Source organism: Acinetobacter sp. AHP123, from assembly GCF_023757925.1.
GTDB lineage: Bacteria > Pseudomonadota > Gammaproteobacteria > Pseudomonadales > Moraxellaceae > Acinetobacter > Acinetobacter oleivorans.
In genome coordinates this window covers 3,358,667-3,373,033 of the sequence record NZ_CP092454.1, presented here as the reverse complement: position 1 = coordinate 3,373,033, position 14,367 = coordinate 3,358,667, and the positions used below count along the sequence as shown (strand labels likewise).

Annotated in this window: 17 protein-coding genes; 15 read left to right on the top strand and 2 right to left on the bottom strand. The window is 37.5% G+C overall.

Annotated features, from left to right (window positions below):
* Nucleotides 1-8: 8 nt before the first annotated feature.
* The 14 genes from MJX77_RS16020 (at nucleotide 9) to pyrF (ending at nucleotide 10,657) form a co-directional block, all read left to right on the top strand.
* Nucleotides 9-563, top strand: coding sequence for a type II secretion system protein (locus tag MJX77_RS16020; RefSeq protein WP_005304714.1), 555 nt, complete (start codon nucleotides 9-11; stop codon nucleotides 561-563).
* Complete coding sequence (gene gspI / locus MJX77_RS16015) at nucleotides 553-933, top strand: type II secretion system minor pseudopilin GspI (RefSeq protein ID WP_252059631.1); 381 nt, start codon at nucleotides 553-555, stop codon at nucleotides 931-933. The genes MJX77_RS16020 and gspI overlap by 11 nt, the downstream gene beginning before the upstream one ends.
* Nucleotides 933-1,748, top strand: a complete 816-nt coding sequence (gspJ, locus tag MJX77_RS16010) for a type II secretion system minor pseudopilin GspJ (RefSeq protein ID WP_252059630.1) — start codon at nucleotides 933-935, stop codon at nucleotides 1,746-1,748. The genes gspI and gspJ overlap by 1 nt, the downstream gene beginning before the upstream one ends.
* Nucleotides 1,748-2,707, top strand: coding sequence for a type II secretion system minor pseudopilin GspK (gene gspK, locus MJX77_RS16005; RefSeq protein WP_252059629.1), 960 nt, complete (start codon nucleotides 1,748-1,750; stop codon nucleotides 2,705-2,707). Before gspJ ends, gspK begins: the two co-directional genes overlap by 1 nt.
* A gap of 228 nt (nucleotides 2,708-2,935) precedes the next feature.
* Entirely contained in the window at nucleotides 2,936-3,532 is a 597-nt protein-coding gene (locus MJX77_RS16000) for a 6-pyruvoyl trahydropterin synthase family protein (protein WP_004792725.1), read from the top strand.
* 53 nt (nucleotides 3,533-3,585) lie between these two features.
* Complete coding sequence (gene ung / locus MJX77_RS15995) at nucleotides 3,586-4,299, top strand: uracil-DNA glycosylase (protein WP_005304723.1); 714 nt, start codon at nucleotides 3,586-3,588, stop codon at nucleotides 4,297-4,299.
* Nucleotides 4,296-5,420 carry an enoyl-CoA hydratase/isomerase family protein gene (locus MJX77_RS15990; RefSeq protein ID WP_111853773.1) on the top strand — a complete coding sequence of 375 codons (1,125 nt, stop codon included), beginning with the start codon at nucleotides 4,296-4,298 and terminating at the stop codon, nucleotides 5,418-5,420. The genes ung and MJX77_RS15990 overlap by 4 nt, the downstream gene beginning before the upstream one ends.
* 5 nt (nucleotides 5,421-5,425) lie before the next feature.
* The gene (gene tadA / locus MJX77_RS15985; RefSeq protein ID WP_252059628.1) at nucleotides 5,426-5,938 is read left to right on the top strand and encodes a tRNA adenosine(34) deaminase TadA; all 513 of its coding nucleotides are present in this window, start codon (nucleotides 5,426-5,428) and stop codon (nucleotides 5,936-5,938) included.
* 68 nt (nucleotides 5,939-6,006) lie between these two features.
* On the top strand, nucleotides 6,007-6,447 hold the full coding sequence (locus MJX77_RS15980) for an SRPBCC family protein (protein ID WP_005304736.1): 441 nt from the start codon (nucleotides 6,007-6,009) through the stop codon (nucleotides 6,445-6,447).
* Nucleotides 6,448-6,457: 10 nt separating this feature from the next.
* Entirely contained in the window at nucleotides 6,458-7,138 is a 681-nt protein-coding gene (gene cmk, locus MJX77_RS15975) for a (d)CMP kinase (RefSeq protein WP_252059627.1), read from the top strand.
* Nucleotides 7,139-7,249: 111 nt separating this feature from the next.
* Entirely contained in the window at nucleotides 7,250-8,923 is a 1,674-nt protein-coding gene (gene rpsA / locus MJX77_RS15970; protein WP_004792715.1) for a 30S ribosomal protein S1, read from the top strand.
* A 156-nt stretch (nucleotides 8,924-9,079) separates the two neighbouring features.
* On the top strand, nucleotides 9,080-9,382 hold the full coding sequence (locus MJX77_RS15965; RefSeq protein ID WP_003651488.1) for an integration host factor subunit beta: 303 nt from the start codon (nucleotides 9,080-9,082) through the stop codon (nucleotides 9,380-9,382).
* Nucleotides 9,383-9,407: 25 nt separating this feature from the next.
* Complete coding sequence (locus MJX77_RS15960) at nucleotides 9,408-9,773, top strand: lipopolysaccharide assembly protein LapA domain-containing protein (RefSeq protein WP_002121360.1); 366 nt, start codon at nucleotides 9,408-9,410, stop codon at nucleotides 9,771-9,773.
* A 185-nt stretch (nucleotides 9,774-9,958) separates the two neighbouring features.
* The gene (gene pyrF, locus MJX77_RS15955) at nucleotides 9,959-10,657 is read left to right on the top strand and encodes an orotidine-5'-phosphate decarboxylase (protein ID WP_252061350.1); all 699 of its coding nucleotides are present in this window, start codon (nucleotides 9,959-9,961) and stop codon (nucleotides 10,655-10,657) included.
* Here pyrF and MJX77_RS15950 read toward each other — a convergent pair.
* Both MJX77_RS15950 and MJX77_RS15945 read right to left on the bottom strand, forming a co-directional pair.
* A complete protein-coding gene (locus tag MJX77_RS15950; protein ID WP_005304743.1) occupies nucleotides 10,654-11,565 on the bottom strand; it encodes a LysO family transporter in 912 nt (303 codons plus the stop codon). The genes pyrF and MJX77_RS15950 overlap by 4 nt on opposite strands.
* Before the next feature lie 49 nt (nucleotides 11,566-11,614).
* On the bottom strand, nucleotides 11,615-13,162 hold the full coding sequence (locus tag MJX77_RS15945; RefSeq protein WP_252059626.1) for a flavin-containing monooxygenase: 1,548 nt from the start codon (nucleotides 13,160-13,162) through the stop codon (nucleotides 11,615-11,617).
* Nucleotides 13,163-13,283: 121 nt separating this feature from the next.
* Between MJX77_RS15945 and MJX77_RS15940 the strand changes: the two genes are divergently transcribed.
* On the top strand, nucleotides 13,284-14,306 hold the full coding sequence (locus MJX77_RS15940) for an AraC family transcriptional regulator (protein ID WP_013198070.1): 1,023 nt from the start codon (nucleotides 13,284-13,286) through the stop codon (nucleotides 14,304-14,306).
* The last annotated feature ends 61 nt before the right edge of the window (nucleotides 14,307-14,367 follow it).

Genomic DNA, 14,367 nt, shown 5'->3' with positions numbered 1-14,367 from the left:
AGGTCGATATGAAATCTCAATCACCGCCTAAATCACAAAAAGGTTTTACCCTCATTGAAGTGATGGTGGTGATTGTTATTATGACGATTATGACCTCTCTTGTTGTACTTAATATAGGTGGGGTTGACCAAAAGAAAGCGATGCAAGCAAGAGAGTTATTTTTGCTTGATGCACATAAAATTGGTAAAGAGTCACTTGATCAGTCTCGTGTTTTAGCTCTATCTACTATGAGTGAAACGGACGTTTCTCCATTTTCTTATGAGCTGTATGAATACCACGATCAGAGTAAACTACAGGTTCAAGATTTAAAAAACCGTTGGCAGAAATACCCAGAATTTACTACGCGCCAATTGCCTAAACATGTATCGTTTACAGTACAACCTTTAGATGGTCAAACCTATTCAAAAGCTACGAATACAGATTTAATTGGCGGGCAGGCTCCGCAGTTAATCTGGTTTGGAAATGGTGAAGCTAAAACAGTTAAAATACAGTTTTACTTTGAACAAAAACCAATTGGTTCAGAAATACAGATTGATCATTTGGGTAAAATAAATGAAATCTAAAGGCTTTACCCTATTAGAGGTAATGGTAGCTTTAGCAATTTTTGCGGTAGCTGCCGTCGCATTAACTAAAGTGGCCATGCAATATACCCAATCTACCTCAAATGAGATTCTTAGAACAAAAGCTCAGTTTGTAGCAATGAATGAAGTTGCCTTAATGGAGATAAATCAAGAATGGCTTCAAGGTACTCAAAGTAAGCAAGTTACTTCTCAAGGTGAAACCTGGCAGATTGATAAATCTGCTGAATCTACAGTCAGCCCGAATGTTCAGAAAGTAGATTTGCAAATTAGCTTATATGATTCTGATAAAGGAAAAGTTCAAAATGGTATTACCCACTTGGTATTTTTTAATTATCCAATGAAAGCAAAATAATGATAAAAAATAATTATCTTCGCTCGAGAAGTCCAGTTTCTCATCTTGCTGCACGATCGGAGCAGATGATGAGGGGTTACTCTGAGCAAAGCTCTTCGTCTTGCGCTCAGACAAAGCTTGGCTTTAAAGACTCTCACACTCGAAACACAGTTTCTCATCTTACGGCACGATCGAGCAGTGCTCGATTAACTCGTGCCTCAGGATTTACTTTAGTTGAGCTTTTAGTCGCAATTGCAATTTTTGCTGTTCTATCTTTGTTGGGTTGGAAGATTTTTGATTATTTATTAAAAGTCCGTGATCGTAATGCACAACACGAAGTACAGTTATTCGAATTACAAGATGCTTATCAGCAAATTTTACGTGATACGTTGCAAATTATACCTTTATCGGCTAATCAAGGCGGGCAACTACGTCCAGCCTTAGAACTTGATAATCAAGTTCTTCACTTTAGTAAGGCTGGTGTTACGGATCCCTTAAAACAAGGGTTGTCACCTTTTGAGCGTATCGAATATCGATATGATCCTGATCAAAAAAAGCTTTATCGTCTTAAATATAGTAATTTAAATACTTCAAACAGAGAGCAACCATTATCAAGTACGCTGTTGAGCCAAGTTGAACAATTTCAAATTATGGTGCTAACGCCTCAAGAAGTGACAAAGTGGCCAGAAATTAATATTGATCCCACAAAACCTGAAGAATTTAGAAAGTTGCCGAAAGGAATAAAAATACAACTCACAGTTGCTGGTATAAGTTATGAGTGGATTTATAGCTTAAATCAAGGTGATTCATCGCTCTCCAATAAAGGAGTGGGATAGTGTTGCATTATAAAAAAAGTCAGCAGGGCGTTGCTTTGCTCACCATTCTAATTATGGTTGCTTTAGCTACAATTTTGGCTGCCTCTATTGCAAAGCATCAAACCAATACCATGGAAAATACTGGCTATTTGATGCGTCAAAATCAGTCATTACTCTATGCAAAAAGTGCAGAGACCTTTTTTTCTGAATTATTAATTCAAGATGCAAACAATGCTGGTGGCGTTGATCATTTAAAAGAAACATGGGCACAGCCGATGCCACCTTTTCCAATAGAAGATGGAACAGTATCAGGGCGTTTACTAGATGAGTCAGGCAAATTTAACCTAAACAATTTGACGACGAATGAAGGCAAGGTAAACGAAGCTGCTAAAAGCTGGTTTGAGCGGTTACTTGTACGTGTAGGCTTGCCAGCAGAATTAAGTCAAGCAGTCATCGATTGGCAAGATCCAGATGACGAACCATCTGGGCCTATGGGTGCTGAAAGCAGTTATTATGAAGGTCTTGATCCTAGCTATTTAGCTTCAAATGCTAAATTTCATCGTATTGAAGAGTTAAAATTAGTAAGAGGTTTTGACGGTAAGAAATATGATCTAATTGCTCCTTATATTTCTGCATTACCTGAAAATACAAAAGTGAATATTAATACAGCCTCGCCATTAGTTTTAGCGAGTATTGATCCAAAATTAGATTTAGGGGCGGTAGAAAAAGAGCTTCAGATGCGCCAACAGAATTTAAAATTCTTTCAAAATGTTGATGAATTATGGCAATTGAATGCTTTTTCAACAGTCGACACTCAAAAGAGAGCTGAAGTGAATAGCTTATTAGATGTAAAGTCGAGTTTTTTTCAAGCACAAATTGAGGTCGTGCTAAATAATCGGAAAAGACAATTTACAAGTGCACTAATGCGTAATGATAAGCAGGTTTATGTTTATTCTAGAAATATGTCACCATTTAACTGATTGAAAAATTTTAGTTTATTTGTTTTTATCATGTTGTTAAAAAGTCATATTTAGAAACTTCTCTGATGACTAAATAAAATGAAGATAAATTTTCTATATATTTATCTTCAATATTTCTTCACAAGTCTTATCATACTTTTCGCTAATTGTTTCTAATTGAAAAGTGGTGCGAAGTTTTCGTCTTTTGCTTTATAATAATGTTCCTAGAAGGAATGATCGATTTGGCACATGTTAATTCGTAAGTTATTTAAGTTTGAAAATGCACATGTTGTACGTAACTGTACATCGGATCGTTGTAAGCGATCAATTCATGGACATAGCTATAAGGTCGAATTATTGCTTAAAGCTTCGAAATTAGATCATGGACAAATGGTTTATGATTTTGGGCTTCTAAAAGGAGTAATAAAAGACCTTATTGACAGCTTTGATCATGCAATCTGTTTTTGGGAAAAAGATGATTCTCAATACATTGATGCTTGTCAGACTTTTAGTGCTCGTTGGATTTCTTTACCTGTTTCACCTTCGGCTGAACAGTTTTCACGTATTTTCTTTTATCTAGCTCAGCAAGTTTTACAATCAACCATCACTCAAAATGGGGAAGGTGATGTTGAGGTTTATTCAGTTATTGTTCATGAGACTGATACTGGATATGCACAAAGCTTTATTGAAGATATTCAAAATGAACAAATGGGGATTTTAAGTCTCGATGGAATTGTTTTTTCAGAACAAATTCAGATAGAGTGGGCAAATCCTCAAATGTATGAAGACTTGAAAAATGGGATTAAATTTAATAATCCTCAAGTTGATTTACAAGTCGAAGTATAAATTGAATTACTTACAGTATTTGTAGAATTGAAAATTGATCTAGGATGACATTAATGCAATTAACTGAGCAACAGCAAGATAAACTCAGTAAAGTTCAATTAGAAGAAAGCTGGAAAATATCTTTAGCGCCTTTTTTGTTAAGCCCTCAAATGGATAATTTGCGCGATTTCTTATTTCAAGAGAAACAAGCACAAAAAATAATATATCCACCGAGTAAACAAATCTTTAGTGCTCTAAATACGACACCATTGGCTGATGTGAAGGTCGTTATTCTTGGACAAGATCCATATCATGGACCAAACCAAGCAAATGGATTAAGTTTCTCCGTTCAAAAAGGTATTGCATTACCACCATCTTTACGTAATATTTTTCATGAATTACATACAGATTTGGGTATTCCAGCTCCTCGTCATGGCGACTTAACGAAATGGGCTACGCAAGGCGTACTTTTACTGAACAGTGTGCTTACTGTTGAAGCTGGACAGCCAACCTCACATCAAAAGCAAGGTTGGGAAGCATTTACTGATGAAGTCATTGATGTCCTGAATGAGCAAAGAGAACATATAGTATTTATTTTGTGGGGTGCTTATGCACAGCGCAAAGGACAACGTATAAATAGAGATAAACACTTGGTTTTAACCGCCGCACATCCATCGCCCCTTGCTGCAAACAGAGGTGGTTTTTTTGGATGCAAAGTGTTCTCAAAAACAAATCAATATTTGAAACAACATGGCATTGAGCCCATAGACTGGCAATTGGACGCATGATGAACTCTCCCAATCTAAATAACTATCACCCGGACTTGGTGGTCGAAGAAGCAAAAAACGGCTGGCGTATAGTACGTTTGAATCGTCCTAAATCATTGCATGCTTTAGATGAATCAATCGTAACGGCATTATTACGAGTATTTGAAGATTTCCGTGATGATGAAAGCGTTAAAGCAATTTGGTTAGATTCAACAACACCAAAAGCTTTTTGTGCAGGTGGTGATGTTAGAAAATTACGTCAACTTGTTATCAATCAAGAAGTAGACACCGCGAATAAGTTTTTCCAGCAAGAATATGCTTTAGATTTACTATTACATAATTATGCTAAGCCTGTAGTTGTTTGGGGCGAAGGTTATGTTATGGGTGGTGGTTTGGGCTTGTTTATGGCAGCACCATTCCGTCTAGTAACTCCATATTCTCGTTTAGCAATGCCTGAAATTAATATTGGTTTATATCCGGATGTAGGGGCGAGCCGCTTCTTAGCAGATCGCGGTCCAATAGGCTTGTTTACTGGTTTAACTGGTTCAATCATGACAGCCGCTGGCGCATATAGCATCGGTTGGGCAACACATATTTGTGAAGCACAGCGTGATAATGTTTTGCAAAAAGTTTTAAATATTAATTGGGCTCATTATCCTGCTGGAGATTTCCGTGCAATTGATGACACTTTAAATAGTTTGCATCGTCCGGTTGCGGCCGGCCCATTACAAAACTCACTTGATGTGATTCATAGCGTTTGCCGCGGTTTTAATTTTGAACAAGATTATCAAGCTATTGTGAGCTTGCGTGATGCGAGCAGTGATTGGTTACGCCAAGCGAGTGAGAACTTACAGAAAGGATCTCCTAGTACTGCGGCAATCACTTGGTTGCTATGGCAATGGGGTAAACAGATACATTCTTGGGATGAGGTTTTTGATCTTGAAGCTCAGATTTCTGAGTGGAAAATTCGTCATCCTGACTTTGTTGAAGGGGTTCGTGCACGGTTAGTTGATAAAGATTTATCACCAGAATGGAAACCATGTGAAGACTTAAGCTTAAGAGGCATCTTAGCTGACTGTCCGCCAGTGACTTCAATAGATAGCTGGAATGCGTTACTTAGACAACACGGTGTGATCACCTAAAATACATGACTGAATATAGTGATGAATATTGGATGCAGCTTGCTTACGAGCAAGCTGAATTAGCTGCACAGCAGGGTGAAATTCCTGTTGGTGCGATTGTAGTAAGCCAAAATCGAGTGATTGGATCTGGCTATAATGCTCCAATTAGTGTGTTAGACCCAACTGCACATGCAGAAATTCAAGCTATCCGTGCAGCATGCTTATCATTAAATAATTATCGATTACCTGACGATGCGACTTTATATGTCACTCTTGAGCCATGCACAATGTGTGTAGGTGCATTAGTACATGCAAGAATCAAACATGTGGTTTTTGGTACAACAGAACCTAAAGCAGGTTCATTGGTAAGTGCTCGTCAGTTACTACAAGATGGTTATTACAATCATAGATTTACTTTTCAACAAGGTTGTTTACAAGAAAAATGTGCCCAACAACTCAGTCATTTTTTTAAACAAAGACGCGAGCAAAAGAAACAAAAGAAACAAGAGAAACAACAGAAAACGTCCTTAAATGATTAAAAAGTAACACGAGCTTATGGCAAACTAACGCGATTTTACTGCCATGTTTTTTTAATAAGGAATATTCAATGCGTAATGTAATTACCGTAAAAAAAGAATTTAATGCTCCTCTTCGTGACGTATTTAATTTGCTTTCTAAACATGCAACTTACAATACTGCTTTTGCGCCATTACAAGTCGTACGTGTGAAAGACTCAGCAGATTCTAAAAGACCTGATGGTTTAGGTTCAGTTCGTCGTATGGGGTTTGGCCCAATCAAGCCAATTAAAGAAGAAATTACCTTGCTTGAAGAAAATAAAAGCATTGAATATAAATTAATAGACAATCCTTTGATTAAACACCATTTAGGTCGAATCGAGTTTTCAGAAATCACCCCATACATAACTTTAGTTACATATCGCATCGAGTTAACGGCAAAAGCTCCAGTGGTAAGTAAATTAATCCTTGCACAGCTAAAACTAGCCATTACACTAGGCTTTTCGAGATTAGCTAAAGCAGTTGCTTCTTAGTGAGAGTTCAATGACAGTTCAAATTATTACTATTGATGGTCCGAGTGGTTCAGGTAAAGGAACATTGGCAGCAAAACTTGCAGCGTATTATCAATATCACTTACTTGATTCTGGTGCCTTATATCGTTTATTGGGGTTGTCATTACATAAGCACGATTTATTAGAGAAATTAGACAGTCAACTCGACGAATGTATTCAATATGCACGTCACTTGGATATTAAATTTGAAACTTCCGCAGCAGGCATTCTAGTTTTTCTAGATGGCGAAGATGTATCTCAAACAATTCGTACAGAACGTGTGGGTGAATATGCATCGAAAGTTGCGGCAATTCCTGAACTTAGACAGGCATTATTTGAGAGACAAAGAGCTTTTGCACAAAAACCTGGCTTAGTTGCAGATGGCCGTGATATGGCTACAGCTATTTTTCCAGAAGCAAATGCAAAAATTTATCTGACTGCTTCGGCTGAGTCGCGTGCTGAGCGAAGAGTAAAACAGTTGCAGGGCATGGGCCTAGATGCTAAAATAAACGACATTTTAGCTAATATACAGGCGCGTGACAAAAGAGATATGGAGCGAGAAGTTGCTCCGCTCAAGCCAGCCAAAGACGCTTATATCATTGATAGTTCGGAATTAACGATCGATCAGGTATTTAAGTTGATGGTTGATTATGTCGATAGCCGTACCATTTAGCAAATAGAATTATCAGTTGACGCATAGCTTGATCAGTCTATAAAGACTATGTTGATACTTAACTAAACCGGCCTTGTCTGATCCAAGACCGCTGAATTTATCAGGTATATCATGACCGAATCTTTTGCAGCCCTCTTTGAAGAAAGTGAATTAAACCTCAACGTTGAAAAGGGTGCAGTCATCCAAGGTGTTGTTGTAAACATCGATAGCGACTGGGTAACTGTTGACACTGGCCTAAAGTCTGAAGGCATTGTTGACCGTGCTGAATTTTTAAATGAACAACGTGAACTTGAAGTTCAGGTTGGTGATACTGTTGACGTAGTTGTTGAAGCTCTTGACAACGGTATGGGTCAAACAGTTTTATCACGTGAAAAAGCTAAGCGTGCTGAAACTTGGACTAAACTTGAAAAAATCTTTGAAGATGGCGAAATCGTTACTGGTGTTATCTCTGGTAAAGTTAAAGGCGGTTTCACTGTTGACATCGGTCCTGTTCGTGCATTCTTACCAGGTTCATTAGTTGACACTCGTCCTATCCGTGACACTACTCACCTTGAAGGTAAAGAGTTAGAGTTTAAAGTGATCAAACTTGATGCTAAACGTAATAACGTTGTTGTATCTCGTCGTGCTGTTATGGAAGCTGAATCTTCTGCTGACCGTGAAGCATTACTTGCTCAACTTGAAGAAGGTCAAACAGTTACAGGTACAATCAAAAACCTTACTGATTACGGCGCATTCGTTGATCTTGGCGGTATTGATGGTCTTCTCCATATCACAGATATGGCTTGGAAACGTATCAAGCACCCTTCAGAAGTTGTTGAAGTTGGTCAAGAAGTTACTGTTAAAGTACTTAAATTTGACCGTGAGCGTAACCGCGTATCTTTAGGCCTTAAACAATTAGGCGAAGATCCATGGTTAGCGATCATGAGCCGTTACCCTAAAGGTTCTATCGTTAAAGCTCGTGTAACTAACTTAACTGACTACGGTTGTTTCGCTGAAATCGCTGAAGGCGTTGAAGGTTTAGTTCACGTTTCTGAAATGGACCACACTAACAAAAACATCCACCCATCTAAAGTTGTTCAGATTGGTGACGAAGTTGATGTTATGGTTCTTGAAGTTGACGAAGAACGTCGTCGTATCAGCCTTGGTATCAAACAAACTCGTGCTAACCCATGGGAAGAGTTTGCTAAAGCTCATGAGAAAGGCGAAAAAGTATCTGGTACTATCAAGTCTATCACTGACTTTGGTATCTTCATTGGCTTGAACGGCGGTATCGACGGTTTAGTACACTTGTCTGATATTTCTTGGAACGAGCAAGGTGAAGAAGCTATTCGTCGTTACAAGAAAGGTGACACTGTTGAAGCTGTTATCTTGTCTGTAGACGCTGAAGGTAACCGTATCAGCCTTGGTATCAAGCAATTGAACAGCGATCCGTTCAATGATTTCTTAGCTGCTAACGAACGCGGTGCTTTAGTTAAAGGTACTGTAACTGCAGTTGATGCTCGTGGCGCAACTGTTAAGTTGGCTGACGAAGTAGAAGCTACTCTTAAAGCTTCTGAAATCAACCGTGACCGCGTTGAAGATGCAACTAAATTCTTAGAAGTTGGTCAAGAAGTTGAAGCGAAAATCATCAACGTTGATCGTAAATCTCGCTCTATCAACTTGTCTGTTAAAGCAAAAGACGAAGCTGAAGAGAAAGAAGCAGTTGCTAGCTTGCGTACAGCAACAACAAATCAAGAAAATGGTCCTAAGACTATTGGTGATTTGATTAAAGCACAAATGAAGTAATAGGTTAACAAAGTACAGTTTCATGTAACGGAATTGTACTTTTTATACAAATTACTGTAAACGGTAGCCTAGTATTCAACATACTGCGCTACCGTTTTGTATTTAAACAGGTTATTATCAGACGACATAGAGTAGCAATAAATAACGAGGTCGTAGATGACTACTGAAGCTCTTAATAAGTCTGATTTGATTGAACGCATTGCGCTGAAAAACCCACACTTAGCTGAACCTTTGGTGGAAGAGGCGGTTAAAATTATGATTGATCAAATGATAGAGGCCCTATCAACTGATAATCGAATTGAAATCCGTGGTTTCGGTAGCTTTGCTTTACACCACCGTGATCCAAGAGTTGGTCGTAATCCTAAAACAGGAAGATCAGTAGAAGTGGCGGCTAAAGCTGTTCCACATTTCAAACCCGGTAAAGCACTGCGTGATGCAGTCAACGAATCCGGGAAATAAATAAAAATTTATAAGCGGGGTGCCTATGCGTTATATTTTAATTGCATTGCTTATTGTTGTATTTGGCTATTCTTTAGCACTTGTTTTGCAGAATCCAACAGAACTTTCTGTTGATTTGTTATTTACCCAAGTTCCAGCTATGCGTTTAGGCTTATTATTGCTACTCACATTGGTACTAGGAACTGTGGTTGGTCTTTTATTAGGTGTGCAGGTTTTCAGAGTATTCCAAAAAGGTTGGGAAATTAAACGCCTGCGTAAAGATATTGACCATTTAAGAAAAGAACAAATCCAAAGTGCTCAATTAGCAGCAGCTGAGGCAGCTGCAAATGTAAGACATGAAAAAACCGTTGTAGATATTTATCCGCAAGATAAAAACTCTACTCCGCTATAATCCCCGTACTACTCTTTATTAATGAGTAAAGAGTAGTATTTTCCTTAATTTATTAGCCTGTTCTTCTTTGTATTTTTCTAAAAATAAGTCTCTATAACATTATTGTCTCTAAATTTGAAAGCCTTCCTTATACATTCCTTTATTACTTGATGACTTGTCTATTATAATGATGCTGATTTTATATGATGGAAGAAAGTCTCTTGAGTATCATTGTTGCGTTAGATGCAAAAAGCCAATATGACGCTTTAAAAATTGTTGAACAACTTGATCCTACTTTATGTCGTGTAAAAGTGGGTAAAGAGCTTTTTACTCATGAAGGCCCATCTGTTGTAAAAAAACTTCAAGAACAAAACTTTGAAATTTTTCTTGATCTTAAATTTCATGATATTCCAAATACTACCGCTCAGGCTGTTTGTGCAGCAGCTGATTTAGGCGTGTGGATGGTCAACGTCCATGCTTCAGGTGGTCGTAAAATGATGGAAACTTGTGTAGAACGCTTAAAAGCAGGTAACTATCAAACTCAATTAATTGCGGTTACTGTGTTAACTTCAATGGGGCGTGAAGATTTAAAAGATATTGGTCTAGATGTTGAGCCAGTAGAGCATGTAAAACGTTTAGCTAAACTCACTAAAGAAAGTGGATTAGATGGGGTGGTTTGTTCTGCACAAGAAGCTAAAATTCTACGTGAATTGATTGGACAAGACTTCTCTTTAGTAACACCTGGTATTCGTCCGGAAGGTTCAAATGCGGACGACCAAAAACGTATTGTGACTCCGAAGCAGGCTATGCTTGATGGTTCTACACACTTGGTTATTGGTCGACCAATTACTAAAGCTGAAAATCCAACAGAAATGTTGAAGTCTATTCTTACTTCAATTGCTTAAAAATTTAGGAATAAGCTAATTAATAGCGGGGCGAGTAGGCTTAATAATAAGCCACTCATCATGGCATGTGGTACATAATGTGTACCACATGACTGCTTTACCATGGCTAAGGTAACATCCATTGACGTTGCGCCAGCACTTGAGATAGCAGGGCGTGGAAAACGCCATCCCATTGTATACATTAAAAATATAGCAACAATTTCTCTAAATAAGTCAGTTAATAATGCAATACCACCTAGTTCTGCCGAGTGTAATTGCGTAAATAAGATCCCTGACATTGAATACCAGCCATAACCTTGTGCTAATGCTAACGTTTCATTCAGTGCAAAATGCTTGCTAAGCAAAAAGTAGTTAAAGAAGCCCGCTATACATGAGCCGATAAATGCAGCCAAAGGTACAATTAAAATCTTCCAGCTTAACCACGTACGGTTGAAATGAGTGAAGGCAAGTTCAATACCAATTAAGAAAATAAATAGTAATAATAAATACCAACTATTAAAGGCCATATGTGAATTGAATTGAGTGGCAATAGCTCCTAATAGAACACCGACCCCTAAAGCAAGAAAGGCCTTTGCAATATTTTTTAAAGCATTTACAAAAAGTTGAAGTGAAATTTTGCCTTTGACACTTTGTTTATCAAAAATTGTATAAGCCAATAAACAGGTAAAGAAAGAACCAAAAGATGTTGTAAGTGCAATAATAATAGCGGGTGGAAGTATGGCAGAAGGATTCTCAATTTGATCAAGTGCTAGTGTTAATTCTAAAGCTACACTTGCTAAGAGAATATAAGAAAAATAGGGCAGTATTTTAAAAATAAACTTTTGGATATTTAAAGATAGTTTGGGTGCTAGAAAATAGCCGGAAGCAAGTGCTAAAAAAATTTGAATGATGAGATAAAAAGATTGCATATAATAATAGATGGATTGTTTTTAACCCACCTATTATGTATTGAACATTTTAAGCTGCATAGCTCTGTGCGCTTTTATTTAAGAGTAAATAATCTTTAGGATTAACTTTGCGCGTTTCTAACCAATACTTCCATGTATAGGTGGGCCATAGTGAAAAGTTTTTTCCATCGGCAGATTGATACCAGCTACTACAACCTCCAGTTTGCCACACAGTTCCTTGAAGCTGAGTTTGAACCCGTTCGTTAAAAGCATCTTGAACTTCTGGTTTAATCTCAACAGCTTTTTGGCCTGTTTTTTCTACAAGTTGGATGAGTTGTAAAATATAATTTACTTGAGATTCAATCATAAAAATAACTGAATTATGGCCTAATACTGTATTAGGTCCGACTAATTGGAACAGATTCGGAAAGTTTTTAGTCATAATGCCATAATAACTTTCTGCACCATTTTTCCACGCCTGTTTTAACTCGATTTGATTACGTCCAATACAAGTGAAATGTTTCAAGTAAATACGTGGGTCAGTAATAAAACCAGTACCATAAATTAAACAATCAATAGATCGTTCTTTACCATCTTTAGTGACAATACTGTTTTCTTTGATTTCTTGAATACTATCCGTTACTAGCTCAACATTTTTACGGTTAAATGTAGGGAAATATTTATTTGAAATAAGAATACGTTTACATCCCATCACAAAGTCAGGTGTAAGTTTCTTGGCTACTTCTTTGTCTTTCACTTGGAAGCGAATGAAAGCTTCTGCCAATTTTTGACCATATTTCATAATTTGGGGTTGAACAATAGGTACAACGCGCGACTCATTACTCCAGTAGAGACGACTACGATGAATTTGGCGATAAAGATTAGAAGATTTAAATAATGCTTTACTCAAACGAGAGTATTTGCGTTCATCTCGTGGTATTACCCAAGCTGCCGTTCTTTGGAATACATAGAGCTGTTTAACATCTCCAGCTATTTCTGGAATATATTGAATCGCGCTACCACCAGTACCAATAGATGCGACTGATTTACCATTTAGGTTATAGTCGTGTTCCCACTGTGAGGAATGAAAAACTTTTCCTGTGAATTTTTCGATGCCTTGAATATGGGGGATTTGTGGGATGTGTAGGGGGCCTGATGCAAAAACAACAAATTGAGCTTCAATCGAAGGCTGATTTTTAAAATCAAGAGTCCACACGTGACGCATTTCATCATATTGGACATGAGTTACATCGTGGTTGAACTTACAGTAATTTTTAATCTTATATTTTTCTGTAATATCTTGAATATATTCAAATATCTCTGGTCCCTCAGCATAACGTTTCGACCAGTCTGTTTTAGGGGCAAACGAGAGAGAATACATATGAGATTGAACATCACATGCCGCACCAGGGTAGCGATTTTCGCGCCAAGTTCCGCCGACATCGTCTGATTTTTCTAAAATAACAAAGTCTTGCTGTTGATTTTGCAGTAAGCGAATTGCCATTGCTAGGCCACCAAATCCAGCACCAATAATAGCGATTTTAGTTTTTTGAATAGCATCTTGCTTTGTGTTTAGCATTGGAAACCCTGCATAAGCTGAAAAGAGGATTGCAGGCAAGACTAACGGTTTTTGATCAGTTTAAACATGATTGTATCGACGTGAAAATTGATAGATTCGGCAATTAATTTTCTTTCTTCTTTATAGTAAAACATTTCAGTCTAGGGAAATTGATAGAAGAATGAAACGGTCGATACTTGGTTTAATGTATTTAATTCAAGGAATGCGCAATGCGGGCATTGATGTCGACTCACGTTTGGCTGGTATAGGAATTAAGGTTGATGCTTTAGATCCGAGCTCCACAATTCATGATCGCCTAGAATGGGATATTCAACAAATTATTAGCGAAAATGTTGAGCCTGAAAAGGGTCTATTCATTGGACAGCATTATGCTTTGGCCGGTTACGGACCACTACTTATGTTGCTTGTAACAAGTAATGATGTTCAAACTGCATTAAGTAAAGGAATAAAATATCAAAGACTTACTCATTTGTTTGGTGCTTTAGGGCTTTATGAAACGGATGAGCGAACCATCTTAAATTATTTGCCTGTTGATTTGAAAACCCAAGTGGGACAGTTGCGGGCACAATGTGAAGTTTCAGGAACTTATAAATTTATTCAAGATATTTATATGATGATGGGATTAGAAATGCCCGCTATGCGTATAGAACTTCCATTTGAAAAACCAACGGATTCAGAGACCTTATCTCGCTATTTTGCATACTATGGCGATGATGTGCACTTTAATGGTAAATATGCAGCATTTAGCCTAAGCAAGGATGTGCTTGAAATCAAAATCCCTTCTGCGGACATCATTACACATCGTATTTATGAATCAAAATGCATTACAGAAATAACAAGATTAAATCAACAAGATCACCAAACTCCACATATCATACAATGTGTGCAAGATTATCTTGAGTTGCAACAAGGAATTATCCCTAGCATGGCGGAAACAGCTTTTGCATTGAAAATGCCTGAAAGGACATTAAGGCATCAATTGCAACAGTTAAATACGAGTTATAAGCAAATTCGTGAACAAATTATCAAGAATAAGGCATTAAAGCTTATGGAATATAGAGAATACTCAATAGAAGTTATTGCCGACTTACTCGGTTATTCTGAACCAGCGGCATTTAATCATGCATTTAAACGATGGTTTGGGCAGAGTCCTCGACAATATGGCAAAGAGTCATCGTCGTAATTCTTGATGCTAAAAGCTAATGTGGTTGAACAAAATGTTCGCTATACTCCTATCAGTTAAA

Bases quoted from the DNA above. Each gene is read 5' to 3' on its own strand.
- cmk (WP_252059627.1), top strand. From the start codon at position 6,458: ATGACAGTTCAAATTATTACTATTGATGGTCCGAGTGGTTCAGGTAAA.
- MJX77_RS15940 (WP_013198070.1), top strand. From the start codon at position 13,284: ATGAAACGGTCGATACTTGGTTTAATGTATTTAATTCAAGGAATGCGC.
- pyrF (WP_252061350.1), top strand. From the start codon at position 9,959: ATGGAAGAAAGTCTCTTGAGTATCATTGTTGCGTTAGATGCAAAAAGC.
- MJX77_RS16000 (WP_004792725.1), top strand. From the start codon at position 2,936: ATGTTAATTCGTAAGTTATTTAAGTTTGAAAATGCACATGTTGTACGT.
- MJX77_RS15960 (WP_002121360.1), top strand. From the start codon at position 9,408: ATGCGTTATATTTTAATTGCATTGCTTATTGTTGTATTTGGCTATTCT.
- MJX77_RS15965 (WP_003651488.1), top strand. From the start codon at position 9,080: ATGACTACTGAAGCTCTTAATAAGTCTGATTTGATTGAACGCATTGCG.
- tadA (WP_252059628.1), top strand. From the start codon at position 5,426: ATGACTGAATATAGTGATGAATATTGGATGCAGCTTGCTTACGAGCAA.
- gspI (WP_252059631.1), top strand. From the start codon at position 553: ATGAAATCTAAAGGCTTTACCCTATTAGAGGTAATGGTAGCTTTAGCA.
- rpsA (WP_004792715.1), top strand. From the start codon at position 7,250: ATGACCGAATCTTTTGCAGCCCTCTTTGAAGAAAGTGAATTAAACCTC.
- ung (WP_005304723.1), top strand. From the start codon at position 3,586: ATGCAATTAACTGAGCAACAGCAAGATAAACTCAGTAAAGTTCAATTA.
- gspJ (WP_252059630.1), top strand. From the start codon at position 933: ATGATAAAAAATAATTATCTTCGCTCGAGAAGTCCAGTTTCTCATCTT.
- MJX77_RS16020 (WP_005304714.1), top strand. From the start codon at position 9: ATGAAATCTCAATCACCGCCTAAATCACAAAAAGGTTTTACCCTCATT.
- MJX77_RS15980 (WP_005304736.1), top strand. From the start codon at position 6,007: ATGCGTAATGTAATTACCGTAAAAAAAGAATTTAATGCTCCTCTTCGT.
- MJX77_RS15950 (WP_005304743.1), bottom strand. From the start codon at position 11,565: ATGCAATCTTTTTATCTCATCATTCAAATTTTTTTAGCACTTGCTTCC.
- MJX77_RS15990 (WP_111853773.1), top strand. From the start codon at position 4,296: ATGATGAACTCTCCCAATCTAAATAACTATCACCCGGACTTGGTGGTC.